Annotated in this window: 13 protein-coding genes; 6 read left to right on the top strand and 7 right to left on the bottom strand. The window is 67.2% G+C overall.

The genetic code is table 11. The features are described from left to right. Positions 1 to 43 precede the first annotated feature (43 nt). Positions 44 to 1,138 carry a uroporphyrinogen decarboxylase gene (gene hemE / locus ACYVH8_RS00875; protein WP_460486990.1) on the top strand — a complete coding sequence of 365 codons (1,095 nt, stop codon included), beginning with the start codon at positions 44 to 46 and terminating at the stop codon, positions 1,136 to 1,138. Positions 1,139 to 1,525: 387 nt separating this feature from the next. After that, a complete protein-coding gene (priA, locus tag ACYVH8_RS00870; protein ID WP_460486989.1) occupies positions 1,526 to 3,598 on the top strand; it encodes a replication restart helicase PriA in 2,073 nt (690 codons plus the stop codon). A 118-nt stretch (positions 3,599 to 3,716) separates the two neighbouring features. Here priA and fghA read toward each other — a convergent pair whose 3' ends face one another. Beyond that, positions 3,717 to 4,550: an S-formylglutathione hydrolase gene (fghA, locus tag ACYVH8_RS00865; RefSeq protein ID WP_460486988.1), complete on the bottom strand. Its 834-nt coding sequence runs from the start codon at positions 4,548 to 4,550 to the stop codon at positions 3,717 to 3,719. A 157-nt stretch (positions 4,551 to 4,707) separates the two neighbouring features. Then, positions 4,708 to 5,676: a Bug family tripartite tricarboxylate transporter substrate binding protein gene (locus ACYVH8_RS00860; protein WP_460486987.1), complete on the bottom strand. Its 969-nt coding sequence runs from the start codon at positions 5,674 to 5,676 to the stop codon at positions 4,708 to 4,710. 80 nt (positions 5,677 to 5,756) lie between these two features. On the opposite strand from ACYVH8_RS00860, the gene ACYVH8_RS00855 reads away from it, so the two are divergent. Both ACYVH8_RS00855 and tgt read left to right on the top strand, forming a co-directional pair. Further along, positions 5,757 to 6,476 carry a class II aldolase/adducin family protein gene (locus ACYVH8_RS00855; RefSeq protein ID WP_460486986.1) on the top strand — a complete coding sequence of 240 codons (720 nt, stop codon included), beginning with the start codon at positions 5,757 to 5,759 and terminating at the stop codon, positions 6,474 to 6,476. Positions 6,477 to 6,514: 38 nt separating this feature from the next. After that, entirely contained in the window at positions 6,515 to 7,690 is a 1,176-nt protein-coding gene (tgt, locus tag ACYVH8_RS00850; protein ID WP_460486985.1) for a tRNA guanosine(34) transglycosylase Tgt, read from the top strand. 149 nt (positions 7,691 to 7,839) lie between these two features. Here the strand turns inward: tgt and ACYVH8_RS00845 are convergent, their stop codons facing one another. Both ACYVH8_RS00845 and ACYVH8_RS00840 read right to left on the bottom strand, forming a co-directional pair. Beyond that, the gene (locus tag ACYVH8_RS00845; protein WP_460486984.1) at positions 7,840 to 9,708 is read right to left on the bottom strand and encodes a hypothetical protein; all 1,869 of its coding nucleotides are present in this window, start codon (positions 9,706 to 9,708) and stop codon (positions 7,840 to 7,842) included. A gap of 55 nt (positions 9,709 to 9,763) precedes the next feature. Further along, positions 9,764 to 11,485: a cation:proton antiporter domain-containing protein gene (locus ACYVH8_RS00840; protein ID WP_460486983.1), complete on the bottom strand. Its 1,722-nt coding sequence runs from the start codon at positions 11,483 to 11,485 to the stop codon at positions 9,764 to 9,766. Positions 11,486 to 11,758: 273 nt separating this feature from the next. Here ACYVH8_RS00840 and ACYVH8_RS00835 point away from each other — a divergent pair, with 273 nt between their 5' ends. Together ACYVH8_RS00835 and ACYVH8_RS00830 are read left to right on the top strand one after the other, a co-directional pair. Then, a complete protein-coding gene (locus tag ACYVH8_RS00835) occupies positions 11,759 to 12,073 on the top strand; it encodes a hypothetical protein (RefSeq protein ID WP_460486982.1) in 315 nt (104 codons plus the stop codon). Further along, a complete protein-coding gene (locus tag ACYVH8_RS00830) occupies positions 12,070 to 12,195 on the top strand; it encodes a hypothetical protein (RefSeq protein ID WP_460486981.1) in 126 nt (41 codons plus the stop codon). Before ACYVH8_RS00835 ends, ACYVH8_RS00830 begins: the two co-directional genes overlap by 4 nt. Positions 12,196 to 12,597: 402 nt before the next feature. On the opposite strand, the gene ACYVH8_RS00825 is transcribed toward ACYVH8_RS00830, so the two are convergent. The 3 genes from ACYVH8_RS00825 to ACYVH8_RS00815 form a co-directional block, all read right to left on the bottom strand. Beyond that, positions 12,598 to 12,798 (bottom strand): hypothetical protein, encoded by a 201-nt coding sequence (locus tag ACYVH8_RS00825; RefSeq protein WP_460486980.1) that lies wholly within the window; start codon positions 12,796 to 12,798, stop codon positions 12,598 to 12,600. 67 nt (positions 12,799 to 12,865) lie between these two features. Further along, positions 12,866 to 14,803 (bottom strand): MFS transporter, encoded by a 1,938-nt coding sequence (locus ACYVH8_RS00820; protein ID WP_460486979.1) that lies wholly within the window; start codon positions 14,801 to 14,803, stop codon positions 12,866 to 12,868. Positions 14,804 to 14,818: 15 nt separating this feature from the next. After that, complete coding sequence (locus ACYVH8_RS00815; RefSeq protein ID WP_460486978.1) at positions 14,819 to 15,583, bottom strand: hypothetical protein; 765 nt, start codon at positions 15,581 to 15,583, stop codon at positions 14,819 to 14,821. Positions 15,584 to 15,696: the final 113 nt, after the last annotated feature.

Raw genomic sequence — 15,696 nt, 5'->3', positions numbered from 1 at the left:
CCCGCATGGCGGGCGTCATCCCGCGCCTGCGACAATTGGGGCCATGAGCTACGCCCCCCTGCAAAACGACACCTTCCTGCGCGCCTGCCTGCGCCAGGCCACCGACCACACCCCCGTCTGGCTCATGCGCCAGGCCGGGCGTTACCTGCCCGAGTACTGCGCCACGCGCGCCCAAGCCGGCAGCTTCATGGGCCTGGCCACCAACGTGGACTACGCCACCGAGGTCACGCTGCAACCTCTGGCGCGCTATCCGCTGGACGCAGCCATCCTGTTCTCCGACATTCTCACCGTGCCCGACGCCATGGGCCTGGGCCTGAGCTTCGCGCAGGGTGAAGGCCCGCGTTTTGCCACGCCCGTGCGTGACGAGGCCGCGGTGGCCAGGCTCGAGGCGCCGGACCTCAACAAGCTGCGTTACGTCTTCGACGCCGTGACCTCGATCCGCAGGGCCCTGAACGGCCGCGTGCCGCTGATCGGCTTCTCGGGCAGCCCCTGGACGCTGGCCTGCTACATGGTGGAAGGCGCGGGCTCGGACGACTACCGCCTGGTCAAGAGCATGCTCTACGGCCGCCCGGACCTGATGCACCGCATCCTGCAGGTCAACGCCGACGCCGTGGCCGCCTACCTGAACGCCCAGATCGACGCCGGCGCGCAGGCCGTGATGGTCTTCGACAGCTGGGGCGGCGTGCTGGCCGACGGCGCCTTCCAGGAGTTCAGCCTGGCCTACACGGCACGCGTGCTGGCCGGCCTCAAGCGTAACGGTGTGGACGGGCAGATCGTGCCGCGCATCGTCTTCACCAAGGGCGGTGGCCTGTGGCTGGAGCGGATGGGCCGGCTCGACTGCGAGGTGCTGGGCCTGGACTGGACCATGAACTTGGGGCACGCCCGCGCCCTGGTGGGCGGCAGCAAAGCCCTGCAGGGCAATATCGACCCCAATGTGCTGTTCGCCCCGCCCGCGGCCATCGAAGCCGAGGTCAGGAAAGTGCTGGAAAGCTTCGGCGCCCCGCACCGCGACCCCAAGAGCAGCGGCCCTACGCACATCTTCAACCTGGGTCACGGCATCAGCCAGTACACCCCGCCGGAGCATGTGACGGCCCTGGTCCAGGCCGTCCATGCGCACTCGCGCCGGATGCGCGGCTGAGCGCTGTCAAGCGCCTGGCCTGCGCACGTTCTCATGGATTACCCTGATTCCAGCACCCGGTTCCGCCAGCCCCAAAAAGGCTCAGTGCAGACTCACTTATGCACAAAATCCGTGCTGCGGTGCGCCATAGTGCCCCCCGGGGTGTGGCGCTTGCTACAAAAGCAGTAGCGAACGTAAGTGGTTGATTTATAAGAAATTTGCCCGATGCTTTTTTTAAGGGCATTTTGAGCAAAGCCTTGAAAATCAAGGCTTAGGACAGTCTCGTGACAAGGTATCAACAAAGTTATCCACAGAATTGTTGAATCATTTGCAAAGTCATTCCAGATCAAGCACTTAGCGCGACTTTCGCCAGTCGGCTTGAAGAACAGCCCCCAAGCAACCCCACGCATGAGCTCCCCGCTCCCCATCCTCGTCCAGACGCCAGCCCACAGCCAGGTGGCGGGCACGCTGACGTACCTGAGCGAGCAGGCACTTCCCCCGGGCATGCTGGTGCGCGTACCGCTGGGCAAACGCGAGACCCTGGGCATCGTCTGGGATGCTGCAACGCAGGATCAGGCCGAGGTCGAAAGCAGCCGTCTGCGCCCCATCGCCAGCGCGCTGGACGCACTGGCGCCGCTCACGCCGGCCTGGCGCCGACTGGTGGACTTTGCCGCCAGCTACTACCAGCGCGCCACCGGCGAGATCGCCCTGGCTGCGCTGCCGCCGCAGCTGCGTGAACTCAGCAGCGAACAACTGACGCGCCGCCTCAAGCGCACGGCTGCAGCCGCCGGCGTGGCCCCGGCCGACAGCATGCCGGCACTGACCCCCGAACAGAACACCGTGCTGGCGCAGATCGAGGCCCAGGCCGGCCCCTTCCTGCTCTTCGGCGCCACCGGCAGCGGCAAGACCGAGGTCTATCTGCGCAGCGTGCAGGCCCTGCTGGAACGCGAACCGGACGCCCAGGCCCTGGTCATGGTGCCCGAGATCAACCTCACGCCCCAACTGGAAGCGCGCTTTGCGGTCCGCTTCGGTGCCGACGTGGTGGTCTCCCTGCACAGCGGCATGACCAACCCCCAGCGCCTCAAGAGCTGGCTGGCCGCGCACAGCGGCGCGGCGCGCATTGTGCTGGGCACGCGCATGGCCGTGTTCGCCTCCATGCCGAAACTGCGGCTCATCGTTGTCGACGAAGAGCACGACCCGAGCTACAAACAGCAGGAAGGCGCGCGCTACTCGGCGCGTGACCTCGCGGTCTACCGTGGCCGGCTGGAAAACGCCAAGGTCATCCTGGGCTCGGCCACGCCCTCGCTGGAGTCCTGGCATCACAGCCGCCCGGCCGCCGAGGGCGGGCGTTATGTGCGCCTGCTCATGCCCAGCCGCGTGGGCGACGGCGGCGCCTTGCCGCTCGTGCGCCGCGTGGACATGAACCACCAGCCCAAGCACGCCGTGTTCTCGCCCCCCCTGCTCGACGCCCTCAAGGGCCGCATCGCCCAGGGCGAGCAGAGCATGGTCTTCCTGAACCGGCGCGGTTACGCCCCGGTGCTGCATTGCAGCGACTGCGACTGGAAAAGCGAGTGCCCGCACTGCAGCGCCTTTCGCGTCTTCCACAAGATCGACCGCACCCTGCGCTGCCACCACTGCGGGTTCACCGAGCGCGTGCCGCGCGCCTGCCCCAGCTGCGGCAGCCCCGACATCCGCCCCATGGGCCGCGGCACCGAGAAACTCGAAGAACATCTGGCCGAGTTGCTGGCCGACGTGCAACGGCCCGATGGCTCACCGGTGCGCATCGCCCGCATCGACGCCGACACCACCAAGCTCAAGGGCGAACTCGAAGCGCAGCTGGCCCAGGTGCACGCCGGCGAAGTGGACGTGCTGGTCGGCACGCAGATGATCGCCAAGGGCCACGACTTCCGCCGCATCACCCTGGTGGCCGCGGCCAATCCCGACAGCGCGCTCTTCTCCAGCGACTTCCGCGCGCCCGAGCGCCTCTTCAACCTGCTCATGCAGGCGGCGGGCCGTGCGGGCCGTGACGCCGGCATCAGCGCGCAGAGCGAAATGTGGGTGCAGACCCAGCATCCCATGCACCCGCTCTACGAGAACCTCAAGAAACACGACTATCCGGGCTTCGCCGCGCAGCAGTTGAAGGAGCGTGAACAGGCCGGCCTGCCGCCTTACAGCTTCCAGGCCCTGGTAAGAGCGGAAGCGCGCGCGCAGGAAACGGCCCAGGCTTTCCTCAATGCCGCCAGCGGCCTGGGCACCGAAGCCGCTGCGGAACTGAACGTCACGCTCTACCCGGCCGTGCCCATGAGCGTGCAGCGTGTGGCCAATGTGGAGCGGGCGCAGATGCTGGTTGAAAGCCCGTCACGCGCCGCGCTGCAGCGCTTCCTCGCGGGCTGGCATGAGGTGCTGCATGAAGTGCGGCAGGGTCCCGAGGGCAAGGGGCTGATCCGCTGGGCGGTGGATGTGGATCCGCTGACGATTTGACTGGAGCAACCTTGTGGGCCAGACCGTGAAAACCCCTGCGCTGACAGTCACTCACCGGTAATCCGTGCGACCTGGAACAGGAACGCCCCGCCTCAACATCTGGAAGCCGGCCGGTCCCTCAAGGTTTCAGCGCCTTTGCGTGATGCGCAAAGTGGTCCACCATGAAACTCGCGATGAAGTAGTAGCTGTGGTCATAGCCCGCATGGCGGCGCAGCGTCAGCGGATGTCCCGTCTGGGCGCAGGCCTGTTCCAGCAGCTCGGGGCGCAGCTGCTTGCGCAGGAATTCATCGGTCTCACCCTGGTCCACGAGTATGGGCAGGCGCTCCTGCGCGGTGGCGATCAGTTCCACCGCGTCCCATTCCTTCCACACTGAAGGGTCCGCGCCCAGATAGGCCGTGAAGGCCTTCTGGCCCCAGGGCACCTGGCTGGGCGCCACCACGGGCGCAAAGGCCGAGACGCTGCGGTAGCGGCCGGGGTTGCGCAGCGCGGTGATGAGCGCGCCGTGGCCGCCCATGCTGTGGCCGAAGATGCCGCGCACGTCCGTGGCGGGGAAGTTCTGCTCGATGAGGGCGGGCAGTTCCTGGGCCACGTAGTCCTGCATGCGGTAGTGCCGGGCCCAGGGGGCCTGGGTGGCGTTGAGGTAGAAGCCCGCGCCTTCGCCCAGGTCGTAGCTGTCTTCATCGGGCACGCCGGGACCGCGCGGGCTGGTGTCGGGTGCGACGAGGATGAAGCCGTGGCGCGCGGCGTGTTCCTGCGCGCCGGCCTTGGTGATGAAGGTCTGCTCGTTGCAGGTCAGGCCGGCCAGCCAGTAGAGCACGGGGCAGCGCTGGCCTTCCACGGCGGCCGGCGGCAGATAGATGCCGAAGCGCATCTCGCAGCCCAGGGTGGTGGAGGGGTGTTTCCAGACTTCCTGCCGGCCGCCGTAGCTGCCGTGACGTTCAACGCGGTTCATGGGTTTCCTTGGGATGAATCACGGAATTATCCGTTCGGGCCGAGCCCTTCGTCTCAGCTCAGGACAGGCCTGCCGAAGCCCTGCCAGCCTGTCGACAAGCTCAGGGCGCACGGAGAGCGCCTCACAGAAAAAGCCCCGCGTACCGGGCCGTGTCGGCTTATTCGGCCTTGATGCCCGCATGCGCGGCCACACGCGACCAGCGCACGAGTTCGGAGCGCATGAAGTCGGTGGCCTGATCCGGGGTGGCGTCCACGATGTCGAAGCCCATGCCTTCGAGCTTGGCCTTCATCTCGGGCTGCTTGAGCACCTGGGTGTAGGCGGTGTGCAGGCGCTTGATCACGGCCGGGGACGTGGCGGCCGGGGCGTAGAGCGCGAACCAGTTCGACACCTCGGCGCCGGGGTAGCCGGATTCGATCAGCGTGGGCGTCTGGGGCAGGTCGCGGTGGCGCTGCTTGGCGGCCACGGCCAGCACGCGGATGCGGCCCTGCTTGATGTAGGGCAGGGCGTTCTGCAGGGGGCTGAACATGTAGTCGATCTGGCCGCCCACCAGATCGTTCATGGCCTGCGACTGGCCCTTGTAGGGGATGTGGTTGGAGCTGGTGCCGGCGAGCTGGTTGAAGTACTCGGCCGTGAGGTGCTGGGAGCTGCCCTGCCCGGCCGAGCCGTAGTTGAGCGCGCCCGCCTTGCTGCGCGCCAGGTCCACAAACTCCTTGACCGTGCCCGCCTTGACCGAGGCGTGGACCACCAGGGCCACGTCGGTCTGGCCGACCAGGGCCACGGTCTGGAAATCCTTGAGCAGGTCGTAGGGCAGCTTGCGGTAGACCGCCACATTGGTGGCGATGGTGCTGGGCGAGAACAGCAGGGTGTAGCCATCGGCCTTGGCCTTGGCCACGAACTCCACGCCGATGTTGCCGCCGGCGCCGGTCTTGTTCTCCACCACGATGGACTGGCCCAGCAGCTCACCCACCTTCTGGCCCACGGTGCGGGCCATCACGTCGGTGCCGCCGCCGGCCGAGACGGGCACGACGAGCTGGAGCGGGCGTTGCGGGAAGTTCTGTGCGCTGGCGCTTGTCAGCAACGCGAGGCCCAGCGCGAGGCCGGTGAGAATGTGTTTGGGCGATCCCATGGTGTCTCCTGATGCTTTTGATTGAAATTCGCTCTAAGATGATAACCATACTTATCATTTGCGCAAGCCGGAGACACACCATGCCCCAGACCGCCAGCCCCGCCCTGATCGACGATCTGGTCGCCGCCAACCACATCCTCGTCAACGAGGGTGTACTCGACGGCTTCGGCCACATCAGCGTGCGCCACGACCAGCAGCCCGACCGTTTCCTGATCGCGCGCAGCATGGCGCCCGGCCTGGTGACGGCCGAGGACATCGTGGTCTGCGACCTGGACGGCAATGTGCACGACGCCCAGGGCCGCAAGACCTATGTGGAGCGTTTCATCCACAGCGAGATCTACCGCGCCCGCCCCGACGTGAAGGCCGTGATCCACAGCCACTCGCCCGCCGTCATCCCCTTTGGCGTCACGGGCGCGCGCCTGCGGCCCATCTGCCATATGAGCGGCTTCCTGGGTGCCCAGGTGCCGGTGTTCGAGATCCGCCACGCGGCTGGCGAGGCCACCGACCTGCTGATCCGCAACCAGGCCCTGGGCAAGGCGCTGGCCGCCGACCTGGGCCAGTCTGCCGTGGCGCTGATGCGCGGCCACGGCAATGTGGTGGTGGGCGCCTCCATCCAGCAGGTGGTGTTCCGCGCCATCTACACCGAGGGCAACGCGCGCCTGCAGAGCGAGGCCATGCGCATGGGCGAGATCAACTTTCTCACGCCGCAGGAGGCGAAAGCCGCCTCCGACATGAACGACGAGCACCTGGGCCGCCCCTGGGAAGTCTGGAAGAAAAAGGCGCAGCAAAACCGCGTCTGAGCGTCTGCCTGGGGGCCCGACCTAAAATCATGGCCTCCATGCTGAAATTCGACCTGCTCAAGACCGAGGGCCACGCGCGCCGCGGCCGCCTCACGCTCAACCATGGCGTGATCGAAACGCCCATCTTCATGCCCGTGGGCACCTACGGCACCGTCAAGGGCGTGATGCCGCGCAGCCTGGAGGAGATGGGCGCGCAGATCATCCTGGGCAACACCTTCCACCTCTGGATGCGCCCGGGCCTGGACGTGATGCAGAGCTTCGGCGGGCTGCACGGCTTCGAGCAGTGGCACAAGCCCATCCTCACCGACAGCGGCGGTTTCCAGGTCTGGAGCCTGGGGGCGATGCGCAAGATCACCGAGGAAGGCGTGCACTTCGCCTCGCCCGTGAACGGCGACAAGCTGTTCATGTCGCCCGAGGTCTCGATGCAGATCCAGACCATGCTCAACAGCGACATCGTGATGCAACTGGACGAGTGCACCCCCTACTGGCAGGGCGAAAAGGGCGGCCACGTGACCACCCAGGCCGAGGCGCGCAAGAGCATGGAGATGAGCCGGCGCTGGGCGCTGCGCTCGCAGGCCGAGTTCGCGCGCCTCGAAAACCCCAACGCGCTCTTCGGCATCGTGCAGGGCGGCATGTTCGAAGACCTGCGCCAGGAATCGCTGGAAGCGCTGGTGGCCATGGATTTCCCGGGCTACGCCATCGGCGGGGTGAGCGTTGGCGAGCCCAAGGAGCTCATGAACCAGATCATGGCGCACACGCCGCACCGCCTGCCCGCGCACAAGCCGCGCTACCTGATGGGTGTGGGCACGCCGGAGGATCTGGTCTACGGTGTGCACTGCGGCGTGGACATGTTCGACTGCGTGATGCCCACGCGCAATGCGCGCAACGGCACCCTCTTCACGCGCCACGGCGACCTGAAGCTGCGCAACGCGCGCCACAAGTCCGACCCGCAGCCCATCGACCCGACCTGCACCTGCTATGCCTGCGCAGGCACGGCTGGCGTGAGTTGGAACGAGGGCGGGCGCGCCGGCTTCAGCCGCGCCTACCTGCACCATCTGGACCGCTGCGGCGAGATGCTGGGCCCCATGCTGAGCACGGTGCACAACCTGCACTACTACCTGAACCTCATGCGTGAAGTGCGCGCCGCGCTGGACGCCGGGGCTTACGCGGCCTTCATGCAGCAGTTCGCGGCCGAGCGGGCCCGCGGTATCTGAGGACTTAGAACTTGTGAAGAAATCGTAGCGAGCGGCCCGAGCGCAAGGCGGACGGAGCACAGCCACCGGAACGTACTTCAGGTACGTGAGGATGGCGAGCACCGCCCAATGCGGCGATCGGGTCGCGCAGTAGATTTATTCGCAAGTTCTCAGCGCCACTGGTCGCGCAAGACCCACGCAAAGGCCGCCAGCAGGATCAGCGCCAGGATGCCGAAGTACAGCGCCCAGGGCCGCTTCTTCTCGGCGTAGGGATCGGTCAGCGCGCGCTCGGCATTGGGCGGCAGCTGCGCCGTCTGCGTGAGCGAGGTGCCGAAGGGGATGTTGATCTTGGCGCGCGCATTGATGGCCCAGCCATTGGCGTCCAGGATGGGGCCCAGGTTGCGGCTGCGCAGCTTGAACCAGGCCAGGATGACCGCGGGGCCGGAGATCGCCAGCATGAGCCCGGCCAGTGCAATGGGCACCTGCCACCACTTGAGCGTCAGCAGGCCCACCAGCACCGAGGCCAGGGCCGTGCCGATGGCGCCCACGGCCAGGCCGATGGCGGCAAAGATGCCGGCGAACTTGCCCACGTCGAAAGGGGGCGGCGGGGGCGCCACCGGTGCGGCGGGGGCAGCGGCCACCTTCTTGGCGCCGTCGACCACGGCTGTGGTCAGCTTGTCGTCCGAGGCCTTGGCCTTGCTGGCGGCGATCTTCTGCATCTGCTCGCCGACAAAACGCGCGATGCGCTTGTAGGGCGACCAGAAGGCCTGGCGCAGGCTGATGGGGTGGTCCACGATCTTGGCGATGGTGGCGTCCCAGTCGCGGCCCTGGCGGTCGTAGAACACGCCGTTGCGGCTCACCATGAGCTGGTCCGAGTCGCCCGCGGTGAAGGCCGCGGCGATGCTCATCTTCTCGCTGCCGCGCACGCAGTCGCAATAGACCAGGCACATGCGCGAAAGCGTGGCCAGCGCCGCGTGGCGGCCGGCGTCGTTGACGGCCACGCAGAGCTCGGCCGAACGGCCGTCCAGGTACAGCGTGCCGACCTGGAAGGTGGCCTTGCCCTGGCGGGTGTAGAAATCGCGGAAGGCGACGAAGTTGTTGGCCAGGGCCAGCAGGTCGCGCACGTAATGGGCCAGGCGCTCGAGCTGGCGCACGGCCTCGGCCTCGGCTGCCGCATCGGGCTTGGCGGCCAGCCAGGCGGCATAGGGCGCGAGCTTGTCCTTCAGCGCCAACCAGTCGGACTCGGTCAACAGCGCGCGATCCCCCAGCAGCGGCTGGACGGCGGCCCGGTTCAAGGTGGCCATGCGCGCGACCCAGGCCGGGTTGAGCCCGCTGCCCAGCGGCAGTGTCGCACCGGCCTGCACATGCGCCAAGGGCAGCGCGGCGATGTTCTCGTCGTCGTTCTTCAAGGTCGCGCCCCCGAGCGCGGCCAGCGTCGCGTCGGCCGCATTGAGGGCCGCGCCGGCACGCGCATCGAAGGCCGCCAGACGGCAGCGCACGAACCAGTCTTCCACCTTCCCGGCCACGGCGGCCAGGGCCTCGTGCGCGGCGGCGGTGGCGTCGCCCAGCGGGCGCGCGGCCTGGCCAGCCGCTTCCCATGCGGACTGGGCGCGCTGCGCGTGGCGCAGCTGCGCGGCGTTGGCAACTGCTACCGTGACCAGCCCGTCGCCGCTGTTCAGGTCGGCCAGCAGCTCGCGCGCGGCGGCGGCGATGGCCGCACCCTCTTCATCGTCGTCACGGATGGCGGCCAGCGGCACGCCGGGCAGTTTCTGCGCCAGCACGTTCGTGTCTTTCAGGCGCGCACCGGCCCAGGCCACGGCGGCGATCAGTTCGGGCGCGCGGACCTGGCCGTCGCCATCGCTGTCCACAAAGGACAGGGTGCGGGCGTCGAACTCGATGCCCTTGACCGGACAGGACAGGGCCACCCAGAGCTTCTGGTCGAGCTGGCCGATGTTGAGCAGTTCGGCCGCGGTGTCCAGGCGGACCTGGTCGAAACCGCCGGCACGGAAGAAACGCCAGTGAGGCAGGGATGCGGTCATGGAACGGTCCTCCTGATCGGGTTGCGCTTCATCTTACCTCCAGCCCTGCGGGGCTTCAGGACCGCACGGGCACCGTGCCGTGATGCGGCCGCATGCGGTCCAGCACCCGGGTGCTCATGCTGCGCGAGAGTTCTTCCTTGCCCAGGAAGACCGTGCCCAGGCCCTCCTGGCGCAGCAGCTGGGCTTCGTCCTCACTCAAGGTGCGCAGCAGGATTTCCACGTTCGGGTTGAGTGCGCGGGCGGTCTCCACCATGCGGCGCGCGCGCATGGAATCGGGCGGGGTGATGACCAGCATGGCGGCACGCGCGATGTGCGCCTGGATCAGCACCTCGGCTTCGGCCGCGTCGCCGCTGACGGCCGGAATGCCCTCCTTGCGCAGCGTCTCCACCAGCTCGCGGTTCTGCTCGGCCACGACAAAGGGGATCTCCTGCTCGCGCAACTCGGCCGCCATGCGACGGCCCACGCTGCCGTAACCCACCAGCACCACCTGCCCCGTGAGCTGCCTGGGGTCGGTGGACAGGGGCAGCTCGGCCAGCGGGTCGTCGCGTTGTTCGAAACGGCGCACCAGATCGGAACGCTGGCGCAGCCAGGCCTGCAAGGGCCCGATGGCGGCGAAGAGGGCCGAATTGGCGGCGATCGAAATCAGCGCCCCGGCCAGCACCAGGCTCTGGCCCTCGGCCGGCAACAGCTTCAGGGCCACGCCCATGCCGGCCAGGATGAAGGAGAACTCGCCGATCTGCGCCAGGCTGGCGCCGATGGTCAGCGCCGTGTTGAGCGGGTAACGGAACAGCAGCACCAGGCCGACAGCGGCCAGGGTCTTGCCCACCATGATGATGGCCACCACGGCCAGCACCTTGAGCGGTTGCTGCCAGAGCACGGCCGGATCGAACAGCATGCCGACCGAAACGAAGAAGAGCACGGCAAAAGCATCGCGTAGGGGCAGCGACTCATCGGCCGCGCGGTGGCTGTACTCGGACTCACGCATCATCATGCCGGCGAAGAAGGCGCCCAGCGCGAAGGACACGTCGAAGAGCATGGCGGCGCCGAAGGCCACACCGATGGCCGCGGCCACCACACACAGGGTGAACAGCTCGCGCGAACCAGTGCGCGCCACCCACCACAGCAGCTTGGGGAACACGCGCCGCCCCACCACCAGCATCACGGCGATGAAGGCCGCCACCTTGGCCAGGGTCAGGCCCATGGCGGTCCAGAGATTGCCGGTGTCGGCCGCCTTGCCTGCGCCCGCCTCGCCCATGACACCGGCCAGGGCCGGCACCAGCACGAGCACCAGCACCATGACCAGGTCTTCCACCACCAGCCAGCCCACGGCGATGCGGCCGTTGATGCTGTCGAGCAGGCCCTTGGCTTCCAGCGCGCGCAGCAGCACCACGGTGCTGGCCACCGACAGGCACAGGCCGAAGATCAGCGCCCCGCCCCAGTGCCAGCCCCAGGCCATGCTGGCGCCCATGCCCAGGGCCACGGCCACCGCGATCTGCACGATGGCGCCCGGCACGGCAATGCGCCGCACCGCCAGCAACTCGCGCATGGAGAAATGCAGGCCCACGCCAAACATCAGCAGCATCACGCCGATCTCGGCCAGCTGGCCGGCCAGGCCGATGTCCCCCACAAAACCCGGAGTGGCCGGGCTGATGACCACACCGGCCAGCAGATAACCCACCAGCGGCGGCATCCTGAGCTGGATGGCCAGCAGGCCGAGGATCATCGCCAGGCCGAAGCCGGTGGCGATGGTGGCGATGAGGGTGACGTCGTGGGGCATGGGCAGAAAAAAGTGTCTACCCCGAAGATACCCCATGCTGCGTCAGCGGCCGGCTGCGCAAGCGCAAGGTGAGCAGCGCGGAGGTGCTGGAATGCCTGCGCCAGGGCACCCTGCCAGCGCGTGCCCGAACCCAACCCCTGCAGGGGCAACCTGGAGTGCCGCATGAAGCGCTATGTGGCGGGGCGGGAGCTGGCGGTGATCGTGGCCTTGTGCGACGAAGACCCCGATCTGGTGGTGGTAACGGTATTCAGCGTGGGTTGATCGGAGCAGAGCATGTATCACTACACCCAGTGCGGACTGGACAACGTGTGGCTGGAGAACGGCTACAAGGGGAAGAAGACCGCCTATGGTCAGGCCGTGGCTGTCGAGGATGCGGACGGCCTGCACCAAGCCCTGGAGCTGGTCGCCAAGCAGGGCCGCCTCAACGGCAAGGAGCTGAAGTTCCTGCACGTGGCCATGGGCCTCTCCCAGGGCAGGCTGGGCAAACTGCTGGGCGCCACCGAACAATCCGTCAGCCTGTGTGAGCGCACCGGCAAGGTGCCGCAGGCCGCCGAGAAGCTCGAGGGCAATGCAAGATCAGCGAGGTGATCGAACGCATCAGCACCGTGGAGCACCTGCTGAATCAGCGCATCGTGGTGCGGGAGACGCGGCGCAAGTGGGTGTCGGAGACGCAGGTGGCGGAAGAAGCCGGTGGCGAAGTGCCTGCATAGGCATCCGCACGACTGCACGTCCTCACATCTGGTTGCCGCGAAAACATGGAAAGGCGCTTCACAGATTTTCTCCCTGACGTTTTGGACCTGCCGCCCTCTGAAAAATAGTCTCCGTAAATGGCCCATCGACCGGGCTCTCTTTACCCGATGAGCTTGTCATACTCGCCATGCGTGCCGATCCAGAACCAATGGACGCCGCCTGGCACAGGCAGGCCGAGCGCCCTGTCCCTGTAGTAGAGGCCGACTCGCACGCTGTGATACCGGCCATTTCCTATGGTTTTGAAATGCAGCGACGGGTGCGCCGGCTCGCTCTTGAGCAGAGCAAAGTTCGGTGCGCCAGGGCTTGCACGTCGGCTGGCAACGCGTCGAGGCACTGCCAGAAACGCTTTGACGCCGTGTGTTTCAAAGTTCTCGCACCATGCCGGCGCGATAGTCGGCAAGCGCTTCCGCCGCCAGTCCTTCCAGCTTTCCGGAAGCGGCGTCTTGCTCGATTTGCTTATCCCACGCAGCGGCATCGAACTCGGCGAACCAGCGCCGGAATTCAGCCAGTTCCGCAGCGGGCAGTGATTCCACCGCCTTCTCAATTGACTTCACGTTTCCCATGCTGGGGCTCCCATTGCGACGCGACAATGCCAAGTATGCGGCAAGTCGCTGATATGCCGCAAGCGCCTCACCCCTGCGCGAGCAGCCCCGCCACCTTCTCCCGCAACCCCTCCAGCTGTACTTCTCCCGCCGCCAGCGGCGCCCCCACATTCAAGCCCACCGTATTGAACAGCCCCCGCCGGAAGGGCTTGGCCATGGCCGTGGGTTTGCCACCCACGAGCTCGGCACGACTGAAGTAGGAGCCCCAGAGATTGGTGAGCGCCATGGGCACCACGGGGGCGGGCTGCAACTCCAGGATCTTCATGAGGCCGCCCTTGAACTCCTGCAGCGTGCCGTCGTGCGTGATGCCGCCTTCGGGAAAGATGGCCAGCAGGTCGCCTTCTTTGAGCACCTGGGCGGCGGCCTTGAAGGCGGCTTCGTAGGCCTCGGGGTCTTCGGCGCGCGGGGCGATGGGGATGGCCTTGCCGAGCTTGAAGAGCCAGCCCAGCACCGGGATCCTGAAGATGCGATGGTCCATGATGAAGCGGATGGGCCGCGGGCTGGCTGCCATGAGCAGCACCGCGTCCACGAAGCTCACGTGGTTGCAGGCCAGGATGGCGGGGCCGGTGGTGGGGATGTGCTCGTCACCCGTGACCTTGAAGCGGTAGACGAAGTGGCTCACGATCCAGGCCACGAAACGCAGCAGGTACTCGGGCACCAGCAGGAAGATGTAGAGCGCCACCACGGCATTGGCCAGGCCCACGAGGAAGAAGATCTGCGGAATGGTGACGTCCATGGCCAGCAGCGCGCCCGCGATGAGCGAGCTGGCGATCATGAACAGGGCGTTGAGGATGTTGTTGGCGGCGATGATGCGCGCACGGTGCGTGGCCGGGCTGCGCAGCTGGATCAGCGCGTACATGGGCACGCTGTAGAGGCCGGCGAACAGGCTGAGCAGCAGCAGATCGGCCATGACACGCCAGTGCGCGCTCTGCGCCAGGAAGGCGGCCAGGCCCATGATCTCGGCGGCCGGCAGGCTGCGTGAAGCGAAGTACAGATCGATGGCAAACACCGTCATGCCGATCGCGCCCAGGGGCACCAGGCCGATCTCCACGTGCCGGCGGCTGAGCATCTCGCACATCAGCGAGCCGATGCCGATGCCGATGGAGAACACCACCAGCAGCAGCGAGGCCACGTGCGCGTCGCCGTGCAGCACCTCCTTGGCGAAGCTGGGGAACTGGCTGAGGAAGACCGCGCCGAAGAACCACATCCAGCTGATGCCCAGGAGCGAGCGGTAGACCACGATGTTGCCGTGCGCGAGCTTGAGGTTGCGCCAGGTCTCGGAGACCGGGTTCCAGTTGATCTTCAGACCGGGGTCGGTCGCCGGTGCGCTGGGAATGCGCCCGGCCACCAGGCGGCCCGCCACGGCCAGGCCCACACAGGCGTAGGCCACGCTCTGATGGCCCACCTCGGGAATGGCGACGATCAGGCCGCCCACCACATTGCCCAGCAGGATGGCCACGAAGGTGCCCATCTCCACCATGCCGTTGCCACCCGTGAGCTCGCGCTCGCTCAGCACCTGCGGCAGGTAGGCGAACTTCACCGGCCCGAAGAGCGTGGAGTGCAGGCCCATCATGAAGGTGCACAGCAGCAGGGCCGGCACATTGGCCATGATGAAACCCCAGGCCGCCACCCCCATGATGGCGATTTCCAGGTTCTTGACGAAACGGATCATGACCGTCTTCTCGAATTTGTCGGTCAGCTGGCCGCTGGTGGCACTGAAGAGCAGAAAGGGCAGGATAAAAAGCGCGCCGATCACCAGGCCCGCCATGGCCGGTGGCAGCCAGCCCACGCTGAGCTGGTAGGTCACCATCACCGTGAAGGCGAACTTGAAGAGGTTGTCGTTGGCCGCGCCGCTGAACTGCGTCCAGAAGAAGGGCGCGAAGCGGCGCTGGCGCAGCAGGGCGAACTGGTTGGGGTGCGCGTCGTGCTGAGCGCCGGCGTTCGACGAGGCGTTGTTGTCGTTCAAGGCTGTCTCCTCCGTTTATGGCTGATTGGCATTCTGCACGAGCGAGCGCAGGGCCTGGATGACCGGCCAGGCGGCGAACGCGGCCACCAGGTGCTTGAGGCTGTGGCCCGAGACCAGTTGCCCCGTCCACTGGAAGACCGCTGTGTCGTACCGCTCCAGCGCCTTGGCCACGGCGTAGATGCCGATCACGGCGCCCCAGCGCAGGGCCAGCGCGCCGGGCAGCGGTCGCATGACAGCCAGCACCAGCAGCAGCACCATGCCGCCACCCTGCAACAGGGCCCAGGGCAGCAGGTTGCCGCTGTGCAGCCAGACCCACACGCTCAGGGGCCCGCCCAGTAGTACGGCCAGGGCCAGCCATTGCCCGGCGCGCACGCTCATGGCAACAGCTGCGCCCAGGCCCAGCAAGCCGGCGAAGGCCACCGTCATGCCCAGGCGGTCCACGACCAGGCCCGCGTTGTCGGGCTGCCAGTGGTACCAGGCCGAGCACAGGGCCGTGAGGATGAGGCCGGCGAAGAACAGCGCGGCCAGCTGGCGCTGCGCTGCGGTCAGCGCAGCAACCGGCACCCGACGCAGCACGCGCAGGCCCAGCAGGCCGAAGAGGGCGAAGGGCAGGTTGCTCAGCACGTCGAGCGCGCAGGGGATGCCCAGCCAGGCGCGCTGGTCGGCAAAGTCGTGGAAGTGCGGGTCTTGCGCCAGCGGCGGGGCGACGACGGCCGCCAGGGCCAGCAGCAGCACGGCGCCCGGCAGGCCGGCTTCGGCACGGGAGAACGATGAAGGCATGAATGACTCCGGGGTGGTGATGGCCGCACTGTAGGGGCATGCATCACAGATCAGGTCATTTCACGCGACTTGTGCGATTCTGGATTCTGTCTACCCGGAGTATCGATAATCGA

The sequence above is a fragment of the Curvibacter fontanus genome (genome assembly GCF_054780335.1).
This window is presented reverse-complemented; position numbering and strand designations above follow the sequence as displayed.

Bases quoted from the DNA above. Each gene is read 5' to 3' on its own strand.
- tgt (WP_460486985.1), top strand. From the start codon at position 6,515: ATGCTGAAATTCGACCTGCTCAAGACCGAGGGCCACGCGCGCCGCGGC.
- ACYVH8_RS00860 (WP_460486987.1), bottom strand. From the start codon at position 5,676: ATGGGATCGCCCAAACACATTCTCACCGGCCTCGCGCTGGGCCTCGCG.
- ACYVH8_RS00855 (WP_460486986.1), top strand. From the start codon at position 5,757: ATGCCCCAGACCGCCAGCCCCGCCCTGATCGACGATCTGGTCGCCGCC.
- ACYVH8_RS00845 (WP_460486984.1), bottom strand. From the start codon at position 9,708: ATGACCGCATCCCTGCCTCACTGGCGTTTCTTCCGTGCCGGCGGTTTC.
- ACYVH8_RS00815 (WP_460486978.1), bottom strand. From the start codon at position 15,583: ATGCCTTCATCGTTCTCCCGTGCCGAAGCCGGCCTGCCGGGCGCCGTG.
- priA (WP_460486989.1), top strand. From the start codon at position 1,526: ATGAGCTCCCCGCTCCCCATCCTCGTCCAGACGCCAGCCCACAGCCAG.
- ACYVH8_RS00825 (WP_460486980.1), bottom strand. From the start codon at position 12,798: ATGGGAAACGTGAAGTCAATTGAGAAGGCGGTGGAATCACTGCCCGCT.
- ACYVH8_RS00840 (WP_460486983.1), bottom strand. From the start codon at position 11,485: ATGCCCCACGACGTCACCCTCATCGCCACCATCGCCACCGGCTTCGGC.
- ACYVH8_RS00835 (WP_460486982.1), top strand. From the start codon at position 11,759: ATGTATCACTACACCCAGTGCGGACTGGACAACGTGTGGCTGGAGAAC.
- fghA (WP_460486988.1), bottom strand. From the start codon at position 4,550: ATGAACCGCGTTGAACGTCACGGCAGCTACGGCGGCCGGCAGGAAGTC.
- hemE (WP_460486990.1), top strand. From the start codon at position 44: ATGAGCTACGCCCCCCTGCAAAACGACACCTTCCTGCGCGCCTGCCTG.